The organism is Pseudomonas sp. TMW22080 (genome assembly GCF_022496745.1).
Lineage (GTDB): Bacteria > Pseudomonadota > Gammaproteobacteria > Pseudomonadales > Pseudomonadaceae > Aquipseudomonas > Aquipseudomonas bubulae.
The window spans coordinates 222,632-245,130 of the sequence record NZ_SCFF01000005.1; the positions used below are offsets into that span (position 1 = coordinate 222,632).

Below are 22,499 nucleotides of genomic sequence, written 5' to 3' on the forward strand. Positions count from 1 at the left end.
TCGAGCGAGCAAATCTTAAGGAGGAAAAGAGGCTACACAAATGTCAGGGGCTGCTGCGGGCCTGGAATGCGCCCGCAGCGCCCTGCAGAGCGGTCTAGAACAGGCGGGCGAGCAGCGCCGTGACGGCGGTTTCGACCCGCAGGATGCGTGCGCCCAGTTGCACTGGCTGCAAGCCCGCCTTGGCCAGCAAGTCGATCTCGTAGGGGATCCAGCCACCCTCAGGGCCGATGGCCAGGGTTACGGCCTCATCCAGCCCGCGCGGGCAGGCCGGGTAATCCCCCGGGTGGCCCACCAGGCCCAGGGTGCCTTCCACCAGCGCCGGCAGGCGGTCTTCGACAAACGGCTTGAAGCGTTTTTCGATGATGACCTCGGGCAACACGCTGTCACGGGACTGCTCCAGCCCCAGGATCAACTGTTCGCGGATGGCTTCGGGCTCCAGAAACGGTGTCTGCCAGAAGCTTTTTTCAACCCGGTAGCTGTTGACCAGAATGATCTTGGGCACACCCATCGAGGCTACGGTTTGCAGCACCCGGCGCAGCATTTTCGGGCGCGGCAGCGCCAGCAGCAGGGTCAGTGGCAGTTTGGCGGGTGGCGGCAGGTCCAGGCTGTGGATAACCAGCTCAGCCTCTTTGGCCTCCAGACGCACCAGTTCGGCGCTGCCCATCAGCCCGCCAATGCGCCCCACGCGCAGGCTGTCGCCCACTGCAGCACGGTGAACTTCCTGCATATGCGTCAGGCGCCGGTCACGCAGGATCACGCGGTCGGCGGCAATGAAATCAGCCTCTTCGAGGAGCAGCAGGTTCACGCTTGTGGTGCTGGCGGTTGGGCGTCGTTATCGGCCGGTTGCTCGTCTGCGTCATCGCCACGCTTGTTTTTGCTGACCAGGCTGCCAAACAGGATGCCGATTTCAAACAGCATCCACATCGGGATCGCCAGCAAGGTTTGCGAGAAAATGTCGGGCGGGGTCAGGATCATGCCGACCACGAAGCAGCCGATAATCACGTAGGGGCGGATCTTGCGCAGGTATTGCACATCGACGATGCCGATCCACACCAGCAGCACTACGGCTACGGGGATTTCAAAGGCCACGCCAAAAGCAAAGAACAGGGTCATGACGAAATCAAGGTAGCTGCTGATATCGGTCATCATCGCAACCCCTTCCGGGGTGGCAGCGGCGAAGAACTTGAACACCAGCGGGAATACCAGGAAGTAGGCAAAGGCCATGCCGGCGTAAAACAGGAAAATGCTCGACACCAGCAGGGGCACGGCGATGCGTTTTTCATGCTTGTACAGGCCCGGTGCAATAAACCCCCAGATCTGATGCAGGATCACCGGAATGGCGATAAACAGCGAGACCATCATGGTCAGCTTGAGCGGGGTCAGGAACGGCGAGGCCACGTCGGTGGCGATCATCGTTGCACCCACCGGCAGGTATTCACGCAGCGGCGTGGAGACCAGGGTGTAGATCTGCTGGGTAAAGGCAAACAGCCCGGCAAAAATGATGAAAATCGCCGCGATGCAGCGCAACAGGCGGGTACGCAACTCGGTCAGGTGCGAAACCAGCGGCATTGGCTGGTCGTGTTCAGGCTTATCGCTCATGCGCTTAAGGGGCTCGCGGTGGCAGGGTGGGGTCGTGTGGCGCTGCCGGTTGCGGCGCAGGGGCGGACGCGGTTTTGCTCAGGGTCACGGGCGCAGCGCTCGCAGACTCTGGGTGTGCGACGGGAGCGGTACTGACAGGTGGCTCGGTGGGCGTTAACGGCTTCACAGCGTCCTGCAGCGGAGCCAGAATTTTCTTGGCTTCCTCTTCCATCGACAGGATATGTTCGTTGTGCAGCTGCCGACGTATTTCGTCCGCGCCGATTTCCCGTTCAACTTCCTGTTTGATCGCATTAAAGCTGCGTTTCAGGCGCCCGATCCACAGGCCCGCCGTGCGTGCAGCACCCGGCAAGCGCTCGGGGCCGAGCACCAGCAGGGCCACCAGGCCGACGAGCAGCAGTTCACTGAAGCTGATACCGAACATTAGTTTTGGCTCACACGTCTTTGCGGGTCGGCTCTTCGACTTTTTGCGCCTGCACGTCGATGGTGTGCGGCTCGTTCAGGGTCGAAGTGGTGTGCGGCTGCGGCGCGGCGGTTGGCTGCGCAGGTGGAACCACGGGCTCGGCAGGTTTTTCGTCGTCGTTCATGGCCTTGCGAAAGCCCTTGATCGATTCGCCGACATCCGTGCCCAGGTTTTTCAGTTTTTTGGTGCCGAAGACAAGGACTACGACTACCAGAATGACGATCCAGTGTTTCCAGTCAAAAATGCCCATGATCTGTTCCTTTGCAAATAAGGGTTAGGTGGACGGCCGCGAGGCTTTTTCCACATGGCCGGAGGTGCCGATACGACGTTCCAGTTCATCCAGTACGGCCTGAGGATGCTGCCCCAGCTGGGCCAGCATGATCATGCTATGGAACCACAGATCGGCTGTTTCGTAGATGACATCGCTGCAATCACCGCTGATGGCAGCGTCCTTGGCGGCGATGATGGTCTCGATCGACTCTTCGCCGACCTTTTCCAGAATCTTGTTCAGGCCCTTGTGGTACAGACTGGCCACATAGGAGCTGTCCGGGGTTGCGCCTTTGCGCGCTTCGAGCACTTGGGCTACGCGGCTCAGAGTGTCAGTCATGGGAGTGCCCTGCTTGGTAAATGGCGTGCGGATCTTTAAGTACCGGGTCGACGATCTTCCACTCGGCGTTTTCGTACACGCGGTAGAAGCAGCTCTGACGGCCGGTATGGCAGGCGATATCACCGATTTGTTCGACCATCAGGATGATCACGTCGGCGTCGCAGTCCAGGCGCATTTCATGCAGCTTTTGCACATGGCCGGACTCTTCGCCCTTGCGCCACAGCTTGCCACGGGAACGTGACCAGTAGATGGCACGGTTCTCGGTTGCCGTCAGGCTCAGTGCCTCGCGGTTCATCCAGGCCATCATCAGTACGCGCCCGGTTTTGTGGTCCTGGGCAATCGCCGGCACCAGGCCGTCGTTGTCCCATTTGATCTCGTCCAGCCAGTCTTTCATGTTCGACTCCGACAACCTGCCTCAGCCCTGTGGCTGAGGCCTGGTGAATTAACAGTTTGCCAGCCTCGACCGGGGCTGGCTATCGGCGCACGATCAGATACAAGCCCACGGCCAGCATTATGCCGGCAGGCCAATAGCCTGCAGTGTGTAGCGGGCCAATACTGGCCAGTAATGCGCCAGCGGCCAGATGCCCGGCACCGATCAGGCGCAGGAACCAGCTGTCACGGGGTTCGCGCACGACCAATTGTTTGTTATGGGCATGGGGCTGGGACATGCGTTCGAGCAAGTCGCGGGTCATGCCGGCCAGATGCGGGATCTGCTCGACCTGGCTGTGCAGGTTGCGCAGCAGGGTCTTGGGGCTGACGCGCTCACGCATCCAGCGCTCAAGGAACGGCTGGGCGGTACTCCACAAATCCAGGTCGGGGTACAGCTGGCGGCCCAGGCCTTCGATATTGAGCAGGGTTTTTTGCAGCAGCACCAACTGTGGCTGAACTTCCATATTGAAGCGTCGCGCAGTTTGGAACAGGCGCATAAGCACCTGGCCAAAGGAAATCTCCTTCAGCGGCTTTTCGAAGATCGGCTCACAGACGGTGCGGATCGCCGCTTCAAACTCGTTGAGCTTGGTGTGCGCCGGTACCCAGCCTGAATCGATGTGCAACTGCGCCACGCGCCGGTAATCGCGCTTGAAAAAGGCGAACAGGTTGCGCGCCAGATAGTCCTGGTCCTCGGGGGTCAGGCTGCCGACAATGCCGCAGTCGATGGCGATGTATTGCGGGGCCCACGGGTTCACGGTGCTGACAAAAATGTTGCCGGGGTGCATGTCGGCATGAAAGAAGCTGTCGCGGAACACCTGGGTGAAGAAAATCTCCACGCCACGTTCGGCCAGCATTTTCATGTCGGTGCGCTGATCGGCCAGGGCCGCAAGGTCGGTGACCTGGATCCCGTAGATGCGCTCCATCACCAACACTTTCGGGCGGCACCAGTCCCAGTAGACTTGCGGCACATACATCAGCGGCGAGCCTTCGAAGTTGCGCTTGAGCTGGCTGGCATTGGCCGCTTCACGCAACAGATCGAGTTCGTCGTAAATGGTTTTTTCGTAGTCACTGACCACATCCACCGGATGCAGCAGGCGGGCGTCTGCGCTCAAACGCTCGGCAGTGCGGGCGAGGATAAACAGCCAGGCCAGGTCGGAGCCGATGATCGGCTTGAGGCCCGGGCGTACAACCTTGACCACCACTTCTTCGCCGGTCTTGAGTTTGGCCGAGTGAACCTGGGCCACCGAGGCCGAGGCCAGTGGTTCGATATCAAAACGGCTGAACACTTCACTGATCCGGGCGCCGAGCTGTTCTTCGATCAGCTTGACTGCCAACTGCGGGTCAAACGGCGGTACGCGGTCTTGCAGCAGCATCAGCTCATCGGCGATATCGGCGGGCAGCAGGTCGCGGCGGGTCGAAAGGATCTGGCCGAACTTGATGAAAATCGGCCCCAGATCCTGCAACGCCAGGCGCAGGGCGGCACCGCGGCTCAGCTCCAGTTTTTTGCGCGGGAACCAGCGCCACGGCAGTGCATAGCGCAGGGACAACATCCACCACGGCAAGGGCAGGGCGAACAGCAGGTCATCGAGCCGGTAGCGAATGACGACGCGCTGGATGCGGAACAAACGGCGTATGGCAAGCAGCTTCATGCGTTATCGCTGGAATTGAGGGATCGGCAAAGGCGCTCAAAGCGCGCTTCAAGGCGATCCAGGTCGAGTTTGAGTTGGTCCAGCTCGTCAAAGCGCGCTTGCGCCTCACGTTCTCCGACCAAAGTGCGGGCTTCTTCGCTCAGGTATTCGGCCAGGTTCTGGTTGATGCTGGCGAAACCTTGTTGATACCAGTTGGCGCGGCTGCGTACATGGCCACCGATCAATGCCGTTGCCACAGGCCCGATCCAGTTCGAAAGTTCATACTCCCAATCCAGTTCCAGGTCTTGCAGCACCGCCGCCAATTCCATCAACACAGCGCTGTCGCCTTCGAGTTCGACTTCAGGGCTGTGCAGGATGGCGCTCTTGTCCTTGCTCAGAGCAAGGCGCAACAGGCTGGAGGCAGGCGCGCGCAGGGTGCAGTCAGGCTCGGCTGCCCATTGGCTCGCCAGCATCAGGCCTTCTTCGCTGGGCAGAATAAACAGGTGCAGCGAGGGGCTGGCGCAATCGACGGCAATCAACTTGCCGGTCAAGGGGCGCAAACGCGCCAGGGCCGTGCTGTCCAGCCGCAATACGCGGTTGACGCCGTGTTCGACGCTGGCGAGAAGGCCGCGCAGCAACATCAGGGCTTGATGCCGCGATGCAGGGCGACGATACCTGAGGTCATGTTGTGATAGGTCACGCGGTCAAAACCGGCCTCGACCATCATCGACTTCAGGGTTTCCTGGTCCGGGTGCATGCGGATCGATTCTGCCAGGTAGCGATAGCTTTCCGGGTCGTTGAGGATCAGCTTGCCCACCATCGGCATGAAAGCGAACGAGTAGGTGTCGTAGACCTTGGACATCAGCGCGTTGGTCGGCTTGGAGAACTCCAGTACCAACAGGCGGCCGCCCGGCTTCAGCACGCGCAGCATGGAGCGCAGGGCGTCTTCCTTGTGGGTCACGTTGCGCAGGCCGAAAGCGATGGTCACGCAATCGAAATAGTTGTCCGGGAACGGCAGCTTTTCAGCGTCGGCCTGAACGAACTCGATATTGCCGGCTACGCCCTTGTCCAGCAGGCGGTCACGGCCGACTTTGAGCATGGACGCGTTGATATCAGCCAGCACGACCTGGCCGGTAGGGCCAACCAGATGGGAGAACTTGCGGGCCAGATCGCCGGTACCGCCAGCGATGTCCAGCACCTTGTTGCCCGGGCGTACACCGGACAGCTCGATGGTAAAACGCTTCCACAGACGGTGCATGCCGCCTGACAGAACGTCGTTCATCAGGTCATATTTGCCGGCTACAGAGTGGAAAACCTCGGCGACTTTCTCGGCCTTCTGGCTTTCCGGTACGTTTTTGAAGCCGAAGTGAGTGGTGGGTTCGGCATCGCTGCCTTTGCGCTGATCAGTCATATCGCTGTCACCAAAAGAGAATGCTGGCCATTCTAATCCCGGTGGCCGGCTTTGTCTTGGCGAGGGTGAATGTATAGTGGCGGCTTTATTTATCAGGAGCCACGCCATGGCGCGTATCAGCGTTGAACGTACCCACAGTCTGGGCCTTGAGGCCGCACGGGAAAAAGCCCGGCCTTTGGTCGAGAAACTGGCCAGCCAGTACGGCCTGACCCCTACCTGGGCGGGCGACACGGTAAAACTGAAGCGCTCGGGAGTGAATGGCACCCTGCTAATCAGCGACAACAACGTCAAGGTCGATGTGGAACTGGGCCTGTTGATGTCGGCGATGAGCGGCATGATCCAGTCGGAAATCGAACGCTCGCTGGATAAGGCGCTGGCGTAGTCGTGTTGCCGGTCTAATAGCGGCCGCGCCCTTGATACAAGGCGGTTTAACGTCTAAACCTGATGCAGGTGAGCACCTTTGTTCATCTTGATGATTCGACGATCCTGCTCACCGGCGTCGCGACATGACATTAAGGGGAACACGATGGCTGCGAAAAAACCGACTGCTAAAGACAGCAACACCTGGGTAGGCAAGGTGGAAGAGTACTCACGAAAAATCTGGCTCGCAGGTTTGGGTGTGTACTCGAAAATTGATACCGATGGCAGCAAGCTCTTCGACACCCTGGTCAAGGATGGCGAAAAGGCCGAAAAACTGGCCAAGGATGCCGGGCACAAAGTGGCCGAGGGCGTTAAATCGTCGACATCGTCTGCGCGTTCCAGGGTTGAAGATGTCAAGGATCTGGCCCTGGAAAAGTGGGGCGAGTTCGAAGAAGCTTTCGACAAGCGCCTTAATAGCGCCATTACCCGCTTGGGTGTCCCCAGCCGTGATGAGGTCAAGGCGCTGCATGCCAAGGTCGAGACCCTGACCAAGCATATCGAGAAGCTGACTGCGGCGGCTGCCAAAGTTGCGGCCAGCAAGGCGCCGGTTGCGAGCAAGGCGGCACCGGCCAAGGCTGCGGCAAAACCTGCGGTTGCCAAAGCGGCTGCCAAGCCTGCGGCCAAACCTGCAGCCAAGCCCGCTGCTGTTAAAGCTCCTGCGGCCGCGAGCAAGCCAGCAGCCGCCAAACCGGCCGCCAAAAAACCAGTAGCGCCTAAAGCGCCAGCGGTTGATGCCAAGGGAACGACTTCCACTTTGTAGCCGCTGACGAGCCGCGCGAAGCTGCGCCCGGCGGCGAAGCCGTCGTAAATCCGGTAAACGCAGTGCATCTGAATAACCGGAGTGGATGGTTCTACGACGGCTTCGCCGCCGGGCGCAGCCTCGCTACGCGCGCCTCAGCGGCTACAAAAAAGCTGCAGCCGGCTCAGAGCATCAATTTGACCACCGACACCGAAGGGTCGCGGGACTTGCCGGCTTTTTTCAGTTCCTGCAAGTAATCCGCCCACAGCTCTTGCTGGCGCACGCCGAGCTGGTAGAGGTAGTCCCAGGTAAACAGCCCGCTGTCGTGACCGTCATCGAAGGTCAGTTTCAACGCGTACTGGCCTGCGGGTTCGATCTTGCTCAAGCCGACATTGATCTTGCCAAATTGCAGAATCGGATTGCCGTGGCCCTGGACCTCGGCAGACGGCGAGTGCACGCGCAGAAACTCGGCCGGCAGGTGGTGCTCTTCGCCGGACGGGTATTTGAGGGTGAGGGTCTTAGAAGCTTTGTGCAGGTTGATGGCACTGGGGATCATGGTCATAACCTTAGGTCATTGCACAAGCGCTGTAGCCGCTGAGAGCGGCTACAGGTGCAAAGGGCTTACAAGATGTAGCGCGAGAGGTCTTCGTTCTCGGCCAGTTCGCCCAGGTGGCTGTTGACGTATTCGGCGTCGATGCGGATAGGCTCCTCATTCTGCGCACTGGCGATATCACCGGCGCTGAAGGACACCTCTTCGAGCAAACGTTCAAGCAGCGTGTGCAGGCGGCGGGCACCGATGTTCTCGGTTTTCTCGTTCACCTGCCAGGCAATTTCGGCCAGACGCTTGATGCCTTCAGGCATGAACTCGATGTTCAGGCCTTCGGTTTTCAGCAGCTCGCGGTATTGCTCGGTCAACGAAGCGTGCGGCTCGCTGAGGATGCGTTCGAAATCCTGTGGCGACAGCGCCTTGAGTTCAACGCGGATCGGCAGACGGCCTTGCAGCTCGGGCACCAGGTCGCTTGGCTTGCTCAGATGGAACGCACCGGAAGCGATAAACAGGATGTGGTCGGTCTTGACCATGCCCAGTTTGGTATTGACGGTGCAACCTTCGATCAGCGGCAGCAGGTCGCGCTGCACACCTTCGCGGGACACATCGGCGCCACCGACATTACCGCGCTTGGCCACTTTGTCGATTTCATCGATAAACACGATACCGTGCTGTTCGACCGCTTCCAGGGCCTTGGCCTTGAGTTCTTCGTCATTAACCAGGCGACCGGCTTCTTCGTCACGCACCATTTTCAGGGCTTCTTTGACTTTCAGCTTGCGGCTCTTGCGCTTGCCTTTGCCCATGTTGGCAAACAGGCTTTGCAACTGGTTGGTCATTTCTTCCATGCCAGGCGGCGCGGAGATGTCCACACCAACAGCATCGGCGACTTCGATTTCGATTTCCTTGTCGTCCAGCTGGCCTTCACGCAGACGCTTGCGGAACAGCTGGCGAGTGTTGGAATCCTGCGGTACGGCGGCTTCTTCGCCGAATGTGCGGGCAGGAGGCAGCAGGGCGTCGAGGATGCGCTCTTCGGCGGCGTCTTCGGCACGGTGGCGAACCTTTACGATTTCCTGTTCGCGCAGCAGCTTGATTGCAGCATCAGCCAGATCACGGATGATCGACTCGACGTCGCGGCCTACATAGCCAACTTCGGTGAACTTGGTCGCTTCAACCTTGATGAACGGTGCGTTGGCCAATTTGGCCAGACGACGGGCGATTTCGGTTTTACCGACACCCGTGGGGCCGATCATCAGAATGTTTTTTGGCGTCACTTCAACGCGCAGTTCTTCCGGCAGTTGCATCCGGCGCCAGCGGTTACGCAGCGCGATGGCAACGGCGCGCTTGGCGTCGTCCTGGCCGATGATGTGGCGATTGAGTTCGTGGACAATTTCGCGGGGAGTCATGGACATAATAATTGGCGTTCCTCTAGCAGAATCAAGGTTCACAAACGGGCCGTTGAAGCGGCCCGGCAGGTGACTTATTCAGCGAGGTCCTGCTCCTCAATAGTGATGTTGTGGTTGGTGAATACGCAGATATCGCCAGCAATACCGAGTGCTGTTTCAGCGATTTCGCGGGCCGACAGTTCGGTCTTCATCAGCAGGGCACGGGCCGCTGCCTGGGCGAATGCACCGCCCGAACCCATTGCGATCAAGCCGTCTTCAGGCTCAACCACGTCACCGTTGCCGGTGATGATCAAGGATGCGTCCTTGTTGGCTACGGCCAGCATGGCTTCCAGGCGGCTCAGCGAGCGGTCGGTACGCCATTCTTTGGCCAACTCGACAGCGGCGCGAACCAGATGGCCCTGGTGCTTTTCAAGCTGGCCTTCAAAGCGTTCGAACAGGGTGAATGCATCAGCGGTGGCACCGGCGAAACCGGCGATGACCTGGCCGTGGTATAGGCGACGGACTTTTTTCGCGTTGCCTTTCATCACGGTATTGCCAAGAGAAACCTGGCCGTCGCCAGCCATGACGACTTTGCCGTGGCGGCGTACTGAAACGATGGTGGTCAAGGGAGAGTCTCCACGCAGCGGGGCGAAAATGCCTGATGGAAATACATATGGGGGTTGTCGCGGATTTTTCAACAGCGGGGAGGGAATGGGGATGAACGGGGAGGCAGGATTTGGCGAAGATGCTGTGGGAGCGGGCTTGCTCGAAATGCAGACGACCCGAAGTGTCAGGCTGATCGCGGTGATGCCATCGCGAGCAAGCCCGCTCCCACAGGGTGTAGCGTAATCCCGTGGGAGCGGCTGCTGTCAGCGGCGCTGTTGCAACAACAGGTTGTTGAAACCGCCGCCCGCCAATTGCTTTTGGGCCACCGTCAACTGGTCGCGATTGCTGAACGGGCCAACCAGCACCCGGTACCAGGTTTCGTCTTTCACCGTGCCGGCTTCAACCGTAGCGGTCTGGCCCAGCAGGATGATTTGCGCGCGTACTTTTTCGGCATCGGCCTGTTTGCGGAACGAGCCCGCTTGCAGGAAGAACTTGGTAACCGGTGCCGCCTTGACGACAGGTGGCGCTGGAGGCGGAGTGATTCCGCTCAAGGCTGCCTGGGCGCGGGCGGTGTCGATTTTGGCTGCTTCAGCCGGTGTTACCGGTGCCAGCGGCGCGGTTTGTGGTGTAGGCAGGGTCTTCTCGGGCACGGCTTCTGGCGGCACGAGCACTTCAGACTCGGGCAGCAAGGTATAGAAGTCGTACTTGGGCTTGGCCGGCTGAGTCGGGCTCGGCGCGGTCTTGTTGGCTTCGGCCACTTTCGTGGCTTTCTGCTGCTCCTGCTTGACCCGTTTGACGTCATCACCCTGGCCGGGTTCGAGCTTCATCAGAAACACGATAAAGGCGCCCACGGTCAGGCCGATGGCCATCCATAGCCAGCCCGGGATCGGCTTTTTGGCGGGCGCCTGATACCGGCTGGCACCACGCTTGGGTACTGGTTTCTTCTTGGCGGCCAACTTACATGCGCTCCAGGGTTTCCAGACCCAGCAGTTCCAGGCCTTGCTTGAGGGTACGGCCTGCCAGTGCCGCCAGACGCAAGCGACTCTGTTTCTGTGCTTCGTCTTCGGCGCTCAGGATCGGGCAGTTCTCGTAAAAGCTGGAGAACAGGCCGGCCACTTCGTACAGGTAAGTACAGAGGGTATGAGGCGTGCCTTTTTCGGCCACGTTGTTCAGCACCTCGCCGAACTGCGCCAGCTTGGCAGCCAGTTCCTGTTCTTGCGGGGCTTCAAGCACGATCTGGCCCTGCACTTCTTCAAAGCCCTTGCCCAGTTTGCGGAACACGCCCGCAACGCGGGTGTAGGCGTACAGCAGGTAAGGTGCGGTATTGCCTTCAAAGTTCAGCATCAAGTCGAAGTTGAAGCTGTAGTCGCTGGTGCGGTGCTTGGACAGGTCGGCGTATTTCACCGCGCCAATGCCGACAACTTTGGCGATGGCACGCAGTTCGTCTTCAGGCAACTCCGGGTTTTTCTCTTTAACCAACGTGTAGGCACGTTCTTTGGCTTCGTTGAGCAGGTCAATGAGTTTAACCGTACCGCCATCACGGGTCTTGAATGGACGGCCATCGGCGCCGTTCATGGTGCCGAAGCCCATGTGTTCCATTTCCATCGGATGGGTGATGAAACCGGCCTTGCGCGCAACCGCAAACACCTGCTGGAAGTGCAGGGCCTGGCGCTGATCGACGAAGTACAGGGCGCGATCGGCTTTCAATACGCCGCTGCGATAGCGGATGGCTGCCAAGTCAGTGGTGGCGTATAGATAGCCGCCGTCAGCTTTGACGATGATGACGGGCAGCGGTTCGCCTTCGGCATTCTTGAACTCGTCGAGGAACACGCACTGGGCGCCGTTGCTCTCGACCAGCATGCCCTTGGCCTTGAGGTCGTTGACCACGTTGATCAGGTCGTCGTTGTAGGCGCTTTCGCCCATTACGTCAGCCATGGTCAGTTTAACGTTCAACTGCTCGTAGATTTTCTGGCAGTGCGACAGTGAGATGTCTTTGAACTTGGTCCACAGTGCCAGGCAGTCCGGGTCACCGGCTTGCAGCTTGACCACCAGGCTACGGGCACGGTCGGCGAACTCCGGGGACTCGTCAAAGCGTTTTTTCGCGGCGCGGTAGAAGTTTTCCAGATCGGACAGCTCGTCGCTGGTGATCGGGTTTTCTTCCAGATAGGCCATCAGCATGCCGAACTGGGTGCCCCAGTCGCCTACGTGGTTTTGGCGAATCACCTCGTCGCCGAGGAATTCCAGTACACGGGCCACGCCATCGCCAATGATGGTGGAGCGCAAGTGGCCCACATGCATTTCTTTGGCCAGGTTGGGCGCGGACATGTCGATCACGGTACGCATGGCCGGGGTGGCCTTGCGTACACCGATTTTCTCGTCAGCCAGGGCCGCGTCGAGGCGCGAAGCCAGGGCCTGGGTGTTCTGGAAGAAATTCAGGAAGCCAGGGCCGGCGATTTCGGTTTTGCTGATCTGCTCATCGGCGGGCAGTGCCGCGATGATTTTTTCAGCCAGATCACGGGGTTTCATACCCGCAGGCTTGGCCAGCATCATGGCGATGTTGCTGGCGAAGTCGCCGTGGGTTTTGTCACGGGCGTTTTCCACCTGAATCGCTGGCGTCAGGCCTTCAGGCAACACACCTTCTGTGACGAGTTGAGCTAGGGCTTGTTGAATAAGCTGGCGAATGGTGTCTTTCATGGTCTTCTCTTTCGACCGCAAGCGCGGTAGCGCTTCAGTGCGCAGGTGGAAAAACTGGGTATTATCCGTTGCAAGGTCGGCCTTGCCAACCTTAGCAGGCGGGTTATGGATCTGCGGTGTTCGGTTATTACGTCAAAACGGTGGGCGCGAGCTTGCTCGCGATGGCATCGCTGCGGTTTTCAAGTTGTACCGCGTCGTCTGCATCGCGAGCAAGCCCGCTCCCACGGGGTCATGAGGTGACTCAATAAAGGTCTACCGGGTCCACGTCCAGCGACCAGCGCACCTGACGACCGCTGGGCATTTGCTCAAGGACCAGCAGCCATTGGCTCAGTAAACGATGCAGCGGTGCACGGGCATTGGCCTGTAATAGTAGTTGAGCACGATAGCGTCCGGCCCTGCGCTCCATTGGCGCAGGCACGGGGCCGAGCAACTCGATACCCCCCAGGTTCAGCTCACCCAGCAGGCGTTCAGCCTCGCTGCAGGCTTCATCCAGAAAACCTTCGGCTTGTCCCGGTTTGTGGGCTTCTGCGCGCAGCAGCGCCAGATGGGCGAAAGGCGGCAGCCCTGCCGCCCGGCGTTCGCTCAGGGCCTGTTCGGCGAAGGCGAAGTAACCCTGCTCGGTCAGTTGGATCAGCAGCGGGTGGTCGGCCAGATGGGTCTGGATAATCACCTTGCCCGGCTCTTCAGCCCGGCCGGCCCGGCCCGCGACCTGAACGATCAGCTGGGCCATGCGCTCGCTGGCGCGGAAGTCGCCGGAGAACAGGCCGCCATCGGCATCCAGGATCGATACCAGCGTCACCCGGGGGAAGTGATGGCCTTTGGCGAGCATTTGTGTGCCGATCAGTATGCACGGCTGGCCCTTCTGGATCGTGGCAAACAGTTGGTTCATCGCGTCCTTGCGCGAGGTACTGTCTCGATCTACCCGCAGTACCGGGTAGTCGGGGAACAGAATCCCCAGCCGCTCTTCGGCGCGCTCAGTCCCGGCACCTACTGGCCGCAGGTCGACTTTGCCGCATTGCGGGCAGTTGCGCGGAACGCGCTCGACGTAGCCGCAGTGATGGCAGCGTAGCTCGCCAGAGCGCTGATGAACGGTCATGCGCGCATCGCAGCGCTGGCATTCAGACATCCAGCCACAGTCATGGCACAGCAATGTCGGCGCGAAGCCTCGACGGTTCAAAAACACCAGTACTTGCTGGCCTGCAGCGAGGGTTTGGCCGATGGCCTGTTGCATCGGCCCGGAAATGCCGCTGTCCAGGGGACGGCTTTTCACATCCAGGCGCAGAAAACGAGGCTGTTTGGCCCCGCCAGCACGTTCGTTCAGGCGCAGCAAGCCGTAACGGCCGGTGTAGGCGTTGTGCAGGCTTTCCAGTGATGGCGTTGCGGAGCCGAGTACGATGGGGATATTTTCCTGCCGGGCACGCACCAGTGCCAGGTCGCGGGCGTGGTAGCGCAAACCTTCCTGCTGTTTATAAGAGCCGTCGTGCTCTTCGTCGATAATGATCAGCCCCGGGTTTTTCATCGGGGTGAACAGCGCTGAACGCGTGCCAATAATAATGTCGGCTTCGCCATCACGGGCTGCCAGCCAGCTTTCCAGGCGCTCGCGGTCATTGACCGCAGAATGCACCAGCGCAATACGGGCATTGAAGCGTTGTTCGAAGCGGGCCAGGGTTTGCGGACCCAGGTTGATTTCCGGGATCAGCACCAGCGCCTGCTTGCCGGCCTGGAGGGTTTCACGGATCAATTGCAAATACACTTCGGTCTTGCCGCTGCCAGTGACCCCGGCCAGCAGGAAGGCATGGAAGTGGTCGAAACCTGCGCGAATCGCTTCGTAGGCAGCGCGTTGCTCGTCGTTGAGCGGCAACTCGGGCTGAGCCAGCCAATGTTCATGGCGCTCACTGGGTGCATGGCGGCGAATCTCGACAGTGACCAGCTCCTTGGCCAGCAGCAGGTCGAGGCTGTCCTTGCTCAGCATCAACTTGCTTAACAGTTGATGCGCCACGCCGTGGGGGTGCTGGGCGAGGGTGGCCAGTGCTTCACGCTGGCGTGGAGCGCGGGCAACACGGGGGTCGTCAAGCCGGGCGCCCGGGGCAATCTGCCAGAATCGTTCCTGGCGCGTTTCGGCCAGCTCACCCTGGCGCAGCAATACTGGCAACGCCCAGCTCAGGGTGTCGCCCAGGCTGTGCTGGTAGTACTGCGACGTCCACAGGCACAGCTTGAATAAAGAGGCGGGCAGCGGCGGCGTGGCGTCGAGCAGGGCGATGGCGGGCTTGAGCTTTTCGGCTGGTACTTCGCTGTGGTCGACCACCTCGACCAGTATGCCAATCATCTCCCGTCGTCCGAACGGTACCCGCAGGCGCATGCCGGGCTGTAATTGACTGCGCAGCACGCCAGCAGGCGCCCGGTAATCAAACAGGCGGCGCAAGGGGGAAGGCAGGGCAAGGCGCAAAATGGCGTCGGGCACGCGGGGCTCTCAAGTGATGAACGGCAAAGATGGCCCGGAGCCTAGCAGACAACGCCGCGCGGGACTAAAAGGCAGGTCAATGAACTGTGAAACTTGCAGGCGGATCATGCTTTGCCGCTTGCGTCAATGCAAAGGTCTGGTATTATCGGCGCCCTAATTTTACGTGCGGTATTCAACAATGGTGTTGAGTGGCGGCACGCTAGAGGAATACCCCATGAAAGCCGATATCCATCCAGCGTACGAAACAATCCTGGTAACTTGCAGCTGCGGCAACAAGTTCGAAACTCGTTCGAACCTGTGCAAGCCACTGGGCACCGACGTATGCAACGAGTGCCACCCGTTCTACACCGGTAAGCAGAAAACTCTGGACGTTGGCGGTCGTGTTGATCGCTTCAAAACTCGTTTCGGTGCTTTCGGCGCTACGAAAAAAGCCGCCGAGTAAGGCGCATGACCATGGGCAGGCTTTTGGGTCTGGCCAGGTTATTGAAAAAGGCGTCCCTTGCGGGCGCCTTTTTTGTGCCTGCGATTTGGCTGGCCAGTGTTTCGGCCGCGCCGCTGTGCCCGGCGCCAGGGGCTGTGGCCTACGCCACGGTGGAGCGGGTGACCGATGGCGACACCCTGCGTCTCAAGGATGGCCGCAGCGTGCGCATGATCGGCCTCAATGCCCCGGAGACGGGCAAAAAAGGCCGGCCCGCCGAGCCCTTTGCCGAGGCGGCGCGCAAGCGCCTGCAAACGCTGGTGGCGCAGAGCGATGGCCGTGTCGGGTTGCTGCCAGGTAAACAGGCCCGGGATCGTTATGGTCGCACCCTGGCCCATGTATTTGGTGCCGATGGCAGCAACCTTGAAGCCCGATTGCTGGCTGACGGCCTGGGATTTCAGGTGGCTATCGCGCCGAATGTAGCGCTGCTTGACTGTCAGCAAGCCGCCGAGCGCAGTGCGCGCAAGGCTCGTCTGGGCCTTTGGCGGCAGTCGCCGGTGCTGGCGCCGCAACAAATCCGTCGCTCGGGTTTCGCCCTGGTGAGTGGCACGGTCAGTCAGGTCCGGCGCAATCAGGGCGGGCTCTGGATCGACCTGCAAGGCGGCCTGGTGTTGAACATTGCGCTCAGGCAATTGCCCACTTTCGATCAAAAGCAACTGGCCAGGTTGCAAGGTGCGCAAGTCGAGGCCAGAGGTTGGGTTCTGGATCGTTCGCAGCGTGCAGGCGTGAAGGCCGGGCAGGCACGCTGGATGTTGCCTTTAACTCATCCGGGAATGCTTAAAGTCATTGCCCGCTAAAAATTGTAGACAATTTTAAATACAGATTGTGGACACTCCAGCCCTTATGGGGCGCGGCTCTTGGGCCAAAGTCGTAAGGTAAAGGCCTTGACACTGCTGACTGGTCAGTCTTGTCGGGACTTTGCGACACGCGTATGCTCGGCGATTCGTCTGTCCAACAGCAAAAAAAGCGGAATGCCCACATGTCTGATTTGAAAACTGCCGCTCTCGAATACCATGCCCAGCCACGTCCAGGCAAACTGAGTGTCGAGCTTACCAAACCTACCGCTACTGCCCGCGATCTAGCGCTGGCATACAGCCCGGGTGTAGCCGAACCAGTGCGCGAAATCGCCCGCGACCCTGAACTGGCCTACAAGTACACCGGCAAGGGCAACCTGGTAGCCGTGATCTCTGATGGCACCGCTATCCTGGGCCTGGGTAATCTCGGCCCATTGGCCTCCAAACCTGTTATGGAAGGCAAAGGCGTGTTGTTCAAGCGCTTTGCCGGTATCGATGTTTTCGACATCGAAGTTGATTCCGAGAGCCCACAGGCTTTCATCGACACCGTAAAACGCATCTCCATCACCTTCGGCGGCATCAACCTCGAAGACATCAAGGCACCTGAGTGCTTTGAGATCGAACGTGCTCTGATCGAGCAGTGCGATATCCCTGTATTCCATGATGACCAGCACGGCACCGCTATCGTGACCGCGGCCGGCATGATCAACGCCCTGGAAATCGCTGGCAAAACCCTGGCGCAAGCCAAGATCGTTTGCCTGGGCGCCGGTGCTGCTGCCATCTCCTGCATGAAATTGCTGGTGAGCATGGGCGCAACCATCGAAAACATCTACATGATCGACCGTACCGGTGTGATCCACTCCGGCCGTGACGACCTGAACCAGTACAAGTCGGCATTCGCCCATGCTACCGAGAAGCGCACCCTGGCTGATGCCATGGACGGCGCAGACGTGTTCGTTGGCCTGTCGGGTCCGAACCTGCTGAGCGCTGAAGACTTGCTGCGCATGGCGCCTAACCCGATCGTGTTCGCGTGCTCGAACCCGGATCCGGAAATCTCCCCGGAGCTGGCTCACGCCACCCGTAACGACGTGATCATGGCCACTGGCCGTTCGGACTACCCGAACCAGGTCAATAACGTGCTGGGCTTCCCTTTCATCTTCCGTGGTGCCCTGGACGTTCGCGCCAAGCGCATCAACGAAGAAATGAAAATCGCTGCAGCCAACGCATTGCGTGAACTGGCCAAACTGCCAGTGCCACAAGAAGTGTGTGACGCTTACGGCGGTATCAAGCTGGAATTCGGTCGTGAATACATCATCCCGAAACCAATGGATGCACGCCTGATCACTCTGATCTCCGATGCAGTGGCCAAGGCTGCCATCGAGACCGGTGTTGCAACCCTGCCATACCCGAAAAACTACCCGCTCAAAAGCGTGGATGACGTCTTCAACGGCTAAGGCTGTGTAGCGTCATAAAAAAGCCCCGGCGCTGTAAAGCGTCGGGGCTTTTTTGTTTTTTGCGAAACGGGCACGAAAGGATCTACAAAATAAGCCTAACCCTTCTACAAAATAGGAATTGTCTTACATTAATTTTTTCGAGCCTCCGTTAATTTCATTCCTTTGTTCCGAGGGGAGCCTGTTCTGAATTCTGAAGAATTCTGAAGTGTGCCCTCTGTTTTATAGGACGTTTTATAGGAATCACGGATGTTCACTCGCCTTCGTCAAAGCCGTTACAGTCAGACCCGCTTTCAACTGATTGACGACCAGGGGGTGAGTACCGCCTATGCAGGGCTGGCCTTTGAGCTGGTTGATCAGCGAGGTAGACGGCACGGCGGTCGTCTGGATGCCTCGGGGGTTGGCAGGGTGCGCAAGGGCGTTGAAGGGCCATTTGCGCTTATGTTCAGGCAGTTGCATGACGCCAGCAATGGCCTGTATTCGCGGTTGATGGGTCGAACGCATTACCCTCTCAAGATTACCGAGCTTCAGGTCAGGGCGGAGCGCACCCGCTTCCTCGACAGGAGCGGTGCGCGCCCGCAGAGCAAGCCGCCATGCATTGATCCCGACAGTGACTATTACCAGATTGAAGTGCGGCATCTGGTCGAGCATGTTTCTCATTTGCCGCCTGAGGCCGGGAGCCTGTTCCCGGTCGAGCGTGGCCCGCTCGGTGTGCATATTGCAGAGGGGCGTCATACGGTGCTGCAGGTGCGTCCCTTGCGGGCCTTGTGCCCGCTGCTGTCCACGGACCCGCAGTTTTGTGCGCTCAATCTCTATCAATTGGCGTTGATGGCCACCCTGGGCAACTGCTCATTTGCTGGGCCGGCCCGCATGTCGCGTGTGCAAGATCCCTTTGGGGAGGCAAGCATGATGGGCTGGCGGGCCAGCCCGGAACAGGCAAAGTCCTATTACCCTTTATATGAAGATGTGCCGTATTCGGCGCGTTTGGAAATTGTGCCTTTCGACCCCGTGCTGTACCCGGCCAATGACCCGCTTTGCGGAATGGCTCAGGAAACTCCGTCTTCAGTGCATTATCGCGGAGATATCCGTTTTGGGGCTCAAGGCGCAGGTGCACAAGTTTTTGTGAGCCATAACGATAAAGTTGTCTTGGTTGCCGTTCATAGCACCTGTACCTGGTCTGATTTGTCACAGGATGCAGAGGCCCCTCAAGTACCCTTTGAAGAGGGTGAGGGCCAGGTACATGGCGGTTTTTACGACGCCGCCAGGCAGGCTTACGAGCTTGTTGACAGGTACATGGACAAGTTCCACTGGGGGCAAGCCGTACTGATTTGCGGACACAGCCAGGGCGGGGCTATCGGTTTGATCCTTGCCCAAATGTTGATCCAGCTGAGGGCCTGTGAGGTGCAGCTCTACACGTACGGAGCCCCTCGCGCAGCGGACGCAACCTTTGTTCGCGCGGCACAGGGGCTGGTGCATCAGCGCATGGTTAACCATAACGATCCTGTCCCCGGGGTGCCCGGCAGCTGGATGAACCGCCCATTGTCGGCCTGTTGTGCAGGCACGGTACTCAGTTTCGTGAACGTACCCGCAGGTTTTGGCGTGTTTGTGGCGGGCCTGAGCCGTTTGCTCGCAGAGCCTTATCAGCATCACGGAACCTTGCGCCACTTTATGCCGCTGGAGTTTGCTCAGGAGATGAGGTCGCATGTCCTGTGGGATCCGCTTAGCAAGACGATCACCCAGCATGCCGTCAGCCATGCGGTACTTGAGCAAAACAGTGCAGCACCCGAATCAGAGGGTGGGCTCAAGCCACGGGTCGATGCAGGCCAGCCGTTTATGATCGACAGTTATATTCCCAGTTGCTGGGCGGTTTTGCGCCGCAGCCAGCAAGCGCTGCAGGCCCGGTGTTCACTGGTGACCGAGCGTGAGGTGTTGTTCGTGGATCAGGCGCTTGAACACGTCGCGCAGCAACTGCGGGTTAAGTACCGTGAGGTAATGACCTGTGCGGGCGGTACGTTTGAAGAGCAGGTAGAAGCCATGAACCTGCTCATGCGCGAAATGAGCAATGTCCATAAAACCCGCAAGCGCTTGTACCTGCTGAGGTTTCGGGTGCCGACCCGGGCAGATGTGTATGGGCAGTATGCGCAACAGCCCGGTGTGCTGGCTGAAAGTCTGGAGCGCTGGGAGTCTCACAGCGAGAGCACGCGTATCGATCAACTGGCGATGGCGCCGATCGATGAGCTGTTTGCAGGGGGTGTGCCTGTGGATCACCTGCTTGCTTGAGCCTGCCAGGCTGCACGTTGCAAGCGCTCGGGCGCTCTGCAACGTGCAGCCCTGTTGATCAGAACAGGTCTATTGGGGCGCCGTCATCTGCCGGCAGCGGGCTGCCCGGTGCTACGTTGTTGCCCAGTTCGCTGTTGGTGGGCGGTGTGTCTTCGCTCTTGAACAGTTCAAAGTAGGCGCCAGGCGTGCCTGGAGACGCGATACGGCCGCTGGACGGATCAATCCGCAAGCTGAGGATGCCTTCGGGTTCTGGCTGCGTATGCGCAGGCTTGTCTTTGAGCGCGCCCCCCATGTACGTCATCCAGATCGGCAGCGCGACGGTGCCGCCGTATTCGCGACGGCCCAGGCTTTCGGGCTGGTCGAAACCGGTCCAAACAGTGGTCACATAGTCGGCGTTGTATCCTGAGAACCACGCATCCTTGGATTCGTTGGTCGTACCGGTTTTACCTGCCAGATCGGTGCGGCCCAGCGCCAGGGCGCGGCGGCCGGTGCCGAGCTTGATCACGTCCTGCAGCATGCTGGTGAGGATGTACGTGGTGCGCCCGTCGACAATCCGCTCGGCTACTGCTTGCGTCTCGACAGTGGGCAGGCCCGGTGCGGCATTGATGGTGTCAACGGTCAGCGCTGCGGCTTCAGGCGGCACATCCTTGCTGTCGGCTTTAGGCACGCTTGGCGGGTTGGCCACGAACAGGGTCTCGCCATTGCGGCTTTCGATTTTGTCGATCAGATACGGCGTGATCTTGTAGCCGCCGTTGGCGAATGTACTCCAGCCGGTGGCAATCTCCATTGGCGTCAGGGTGGCAGTACCCAGGGCCAGCGACAGGTTGCGCGGCAAGTCCTGTTTGTTGAAACCGAACTTGCTGATGTAGTCGACGGTGCGGTCGACACCCAGGCTTTGCAGCAAGCGGATGGAGACCAGGTTGCGCGACTTGTACAGTGCTTCACGCACGCGGATCGGGCCGAGGAAGGTGTTGGTGTCGTTCTTCGGGCGCCAGACCTTGTCCAGATATTCATCGACAAACACGATGGGTGCGTCGTTGACCAGGGTGGCGGCGGTGTAGCCATTATCCAGTGCGGCGCTGTAGATGAACGGTTTGAAACTGGAGCCCGGTTGGCGCTTGGCCTGCATCGCCCGGTTGTAGTTGCTTTGCTCAAAGGCGAAACCGCCCACCAGCGCGCGAATGGCGCCGTTGTCCGGATCCAGGGATACCAGTGCGCCTTGCACGGTGGGCACCTGGCTGAATTTGTAGCTGCCGTCGGTCTGCGGTTGTACGCGAATCAGATCACCGACCTGGGCGACATCCGAAGGCTGTTTGGGCATCGGCCCCATGCTGTTGGTGTTGAGGAACTTGCGTGCCCATTTCATGGTGTTCCAGGCGACGTGCGCCTCACCGGTGCGAGTCAGTACTTGAATGCCGTCCTTGTCGACCTGGGTCACGATGGCCGGTTCAAGACCGCTGATCGGGCGCTGCTTGGCCAGTTCCTGAGTCCATACGGCCAGGGTCTTGCCCGGCAGGCGTGACTCGGGGCCACGGTAGCCGTGACGCTGGTCGTAGGCAATCAGGCCTTCATGAACGGCGGTGTTGGCCAGTTCCTGAAGGTCACTCGGCACCGTGGTAGTCACACGGAAGCCTTCGGTGTACGCCTCGCTGCCATAACGGCCGACCATTTCGGCACGGGCCATTTCGGCGATGTAGGGGGCGCTCACTTCCGGCGTTGGCACGTGATAGCTGGCGTTGACCGGCTCGGCGATCGCCGCTTGATAGCTGGCCTGATCGATTTTACCCAGCTTGTACATACGCCCCAGGATCCAGTCGCGGCGCTCTTTGCTGCGCACCGGGTTGGCCAGCGGGTTAAACCGTGAAGGGGCTTTGGGCAGGCCGGCGATCATCGCCATCTGCGCCAGGCTCAGGTCGCGGATCGATTTGCCGTAGTAAACCTGAGCTGCGGATTCGATACCGTAAGCGCGGTTGCCCAGGTAAATCTTGTTCACGTACAACTCAAGGATCTCGTCCTTGGTCAGCTCGCGTTCAATTTCGAGAGCCAGCAGGATTTCGTTGGTCTTGCGCGAAAAGCTTCGCTCGCTGGAGAGGAAATAGTTCTTCGCCACCTGCATGGTGATGGTGCTGCCACCTGATTGTATGTGTCCGCTTTTTACCAACTGGGTAGCGGCACGCATCAGGCTGCTGGGGTCGACCCCGTAATGATTGGCGAAATTGTCATCTTCTGCAGAAAGCAGGGCATTGATGAAATTGGGCGGAATGTCGGCGAACTTGATCGGTGAGCGGCGCATTTCGCCAAACTCTGCGATCAACTTTCCGTCGCTGGTGTAGACCCGCAAAGGAATCTGCAACTGGATGCTTCTCAACGACTCTACAGACGGCAAGCCAGGACTAAGATAGAGAAACGCGCCGCTCAACACGAGCAACAGCCCGCAGAACACGGCAACGAAAGACCACCCGAAAAACTTCAGCAGACGAATCAAGGCTTTTGGATTTCCAGATCAAGAAATG

At 59.4% G+C, this 22,499-nt stretch carries 22 protein-coding genes; 6 read left to right on the forward strand and 16 right to left on the reverse strand.

Annotated features, from left to right (window positions below):
- Positions 1-94: 94 nt before the first annotated feature.
- The 9 genes from EQV96_RS18075 to ubiE all read right to left on the reverse strand — a co-directional run bounded on the left by EQV96_RS18075 (position 95) and on the right by ubiE (position 6,134).
- Positions 95-805 carry a 16S rRNA (uracil(1498)-N(3))-methyltransferase gene (locus tag EQV96_RS18075; protein ID WP_095000829.1) on the reverse strand — a complete coding sequence of 237 codons (711 nt, stop codon included), beginning with the start codon at positions 803-805 and terminating at the stop codon, positions 95-97.
- Positions 802-1,599 (reverse strand): twin-arginine translocase subunit TatC, encoded by a 798-nt coding sequence (gene tatC / locus EQV96_RS18080; protein ID WP_095000830.1) that lies wholly within the window; start codon positions 1,597-1,599, stop codon positions 802-804. The genes EQV96_RS18075 and tatC overlap by 4 nt, the downstream gene beginning before the upstream one ends.
- 4 nt (positions 1,600-1,603) lie before the next feature.
- The gene (tatB, locus tag EQV96_RS18085; RefSeq protein ID WP_095000831.1) at positions 1,604-2,020 is read right to left on the reverse strand and encodes a Sec-independent protein translocase protein TatB; all 417 of its coding nucleotides are present in this window, start codon (positions 2,018-2,020) and stop codon (positions 1,604-1,606) included.
- A 10-nt stretch (positions 2,021-2,030) separates the two neighbouring features.
- Complete coding sequence (locus EQV96_RS18090) at positions 2,031-2,309, reverse strand: twin-arginine translocase TatA/TatE family subunit (protein ID WP_019825245.1); 279 nt, start codon at positions 2,307-2,309, stop codon at positions 2,031-2,033.
- Positions 2,310-2,333: 24 nt separating this feature from the next.
- Complete coding sequence (locus tag EQV96_RS18095; protein WP_095000832.1) at positions 2,334-2,666, reverse strand: phosphoribosyl-ATP diphosphatase; 333 nt, start codon at positions 2,664-2,666, stop codon at positions 2,334-2,336.
- Positions 2,659-3,060 carry a phosphoribosyl-AMP cyclohydrolase gene (gene hisI, locus EQV96_RS18100; protein WP_095000833.1) on the reverse strand — a complete coding sequence of 134 codons (402 nt, stop codon included), beginning with the start codon at positions 3,058-3,060 and terminating at the stop codon, positions 2,659-2,661. Before hisI ends, EQV96_RS18095 begins: the two co-directional genes overlap by 8 nt.
- Positions 3,061-3,139: 79 nt before the next feature.
- Positions 3,140-4,744 carry a ubiquinone biosynthesis regulatory protein kinase UbiB gene (gene ubiB / locus EQV96_RS18105; RefSeq protein ID WP_095000834.1) on the reverse strand — a complete coding sequence of 535 codons (1,605 nt, stop codon included), beginning with the start codon at positions 4,742-4,744 and terminating at the stop codon, positions 3,140-3,142.
- On the reverse strand, positions 4,741-5,364 hold the full coding sequence (locus EQV96_RS18110; RefSeq protein ID WP_095000835.1) for an SCP2 domain-containing protein: 624 nt from the start codon (positions 5,362-5,364) through the stop codon (positions 4,741-4,743). The genes ubiB and EQV96_RS18110 overlap by 4 nt, the downstream gene beginning before the upstream one ends.
- Positions 5,364-6,134 (reverse strand): bifunctional demethylmenaquinone methyltransferase/2-methoxy-6-polyprenyl-1,4-benzoquinol methylase UbiE, encoded by a 771-nt coding sequence (gene ubiE, locus EQV96_RS18115; RefSeq protein WP_095000836.1) that lies wholly within the window; start codon positions 6,132-6,134, stop codon positions 5,364-5,366. Before ubiE ends, EQV96_RS18110 begins: the two co-directional genes overlap by 1 nt.
- 106 nt (positions 6,135-6,240) lie before the next feature.
- Between ubiE and EQV96_RS18120 the strand changes: the two genes are divergently transcribed.
- Both EQV96_RS18120 and EQV96_RS18125 read left to right on the forward strand, forming a co-directional pair.
- On the forward strand, positions 6,241-6,516 hold the full coding sequence (locus EQV96_RS18120) for a polyhydroxyalkanoic acid system family protein (protein WP_095000837.1): 276 nt from the start codon (positions 6,241-6,243) through the stop codon (positions 6,514-6,516).
- Between the two features lie 144 nt (positions 6,517-6,660).
- Positions 6,661-7,314, forward strand: a complete 654-nt coding sequence (locus EQV96_RS18125) for a phasin family protein (protein ID WP_095038730.1) — start codon at positions 6,661-6,663, stop codon at positions 7,312-7,314.
- Between the two features lie 163 nt (positions 7,315-7,477).
- Here the strand turns inward: EQV96_RS18125 and EQV96_RS18130 are convergent, their stop codons facing one another.
- From EQV96_RS18130 to EQV96_RS18155, 6 genes are all read right to left on the reverse strand, one after another.
- Positions 7,478-7,849, reverse strand: a complete 372-nt coding sequence (locus EQV96_RS18130; RefSeq protein ID WP_169916155.1) for a DUF971 domain-containing protein — start codon at positions 7,847-7,849, stop codon at positions 7,478-7,480.
- A 65-nt stretch (positions 7,850-7,914) separates the two neighbouring features.
- Positions 7,915-9,249: an ATP-dependent protease ATPase subunit HslU gene (hslU, locus tag EQV96_RS18135; protein ID WP_083369675.1), complete on the reverse strand. Its 1,335-nt coding sequence runs from the start codon at positions 9,247-9,249 to the stop codon at positions 7,915-7,917.
- A 68-nt stretch (positions 9,250-9,317) separates the two neighbouring features.
- The gene (hslV, locus tag EQV96_RS18140) at positions 9,318-9,848 is read right to left on the reverse strand and encodes an ATP-dependent protease subunit HslV (protein ID WP_016783176.1); all 531 of its coding nucleotides are present in this window, start codon (positions 9,846-9,848) and stop codon (positions 9,318-9,320) included.
- Positions 9,849-10,091: 243 nt separating this feature from the next.
- Positions 10,092-10,784 carry an SPOR domain-containing protein gene (locus EQV96_RS18145; RefSeq protein ID WP_095000840.1) on the reverse strand — a complete coding sequence of 231 codons (693 nt, stop codon included), beginning with the start codon at positions 10,782-10,784 and terminating at the stop codon, positions 10,092-10,094.
- A gap of 1 nt (position 10,785) precedes the next feature.
- Entirely contained in the window at positions 10,786-12,522 is a 1,737-nt protein-coding gene (gene argS, locus EQV96_RS18150; RefSeq protein WP_095017730.1) for an arginine--tRNA ligase, read from the reverse strand.
- Positions 12,523-12,763: 241 nt separating this feature from the next.
- The gene (locus tag EQV96_RS18155; RefSeq protein WP_095000843.1) at positions 12,764-14,983 is read right to left on the reverse strand and encodes a primosomal protein N'; all 2,220 of its coding nucleotides are present in this window, start codon (positions 14,981-14,983) and stop codon (positions 12,764-12,766) included.
- A gap of 214 nt (positions 14,984-15,197) precedes the next feature.
- Here EQV96_RS18155 and rpmE point away from each other — a divergent pair, with 214 nt between their 5' ends.
- From rpmE to EQV96_RS18175, 4 genes are all read left to right on the forward strand, one after another.
- Positions 15,198-15,425 carry a 50S ribosomal protein L31 gene (rpmE, locus tag EQV96_RS18160; protein ID WP_016783180.1) on the forward strand — a complete coding sequence of 76 codons (228 nt, stop codon included), beginning with the start codon at positions 15,198-15,200 and terminating at the stop codon, positions 15,423-15,425.
- Positions 15,426-15,430: 5 nt separating this feature from the next.
- Positions 15,431-16,258: a thermonuclease family protein gene (locus tag EQV96_RS18165; protein ID WP_095020158.1), complete on the forward strand. Its 828-nt coding sequence runs from the start codon at positions 15,431-15,433 to the stop codon at positions 16,256-16,258.
- 182 nt (positions 16,259-16,440) lie between these two features.
- Entirely contained in the window at positions 16,441-17,709 is a 1,269-nt protein-coding gene (locus EQV96_RS18170) for a malic enzyme-like NAD(P)-binding protein (protein ID WP_095000845.1), read from the forward strand.
- Between the two features lie 246 nt (positions 17,710-17,955).
- Positions 17,956-19,986, forward strand: coding sequence for a lipase family protein (locus EQV96_RS18175; protein ID WP_240882227.1), 2,031 nt, complete (start codon positions 17,956-17,958; stop codon positions 19,984-19,986).
- Between the two features lie 58 nt (positions 19,987-20,044).
- Here the strand turns inward: EQV96_RS18175 and EQV96_RS18180 are convergent, their stop codons facing one another.
- On the reverse strand, positions 20,045-22,471 hold the full coding sequence (locus tag EQV96_RS18180) for a penicillin-binding protein 1A (RefSeq protein ID WP_095000846.1): 2,427 nt from the start codon (positions 22,469-22,471) through the stop codon (positions 20,045-20,047).
- Between the last annotated feature and the right edge of the window lie 28 nt (positions 22,472-22,499).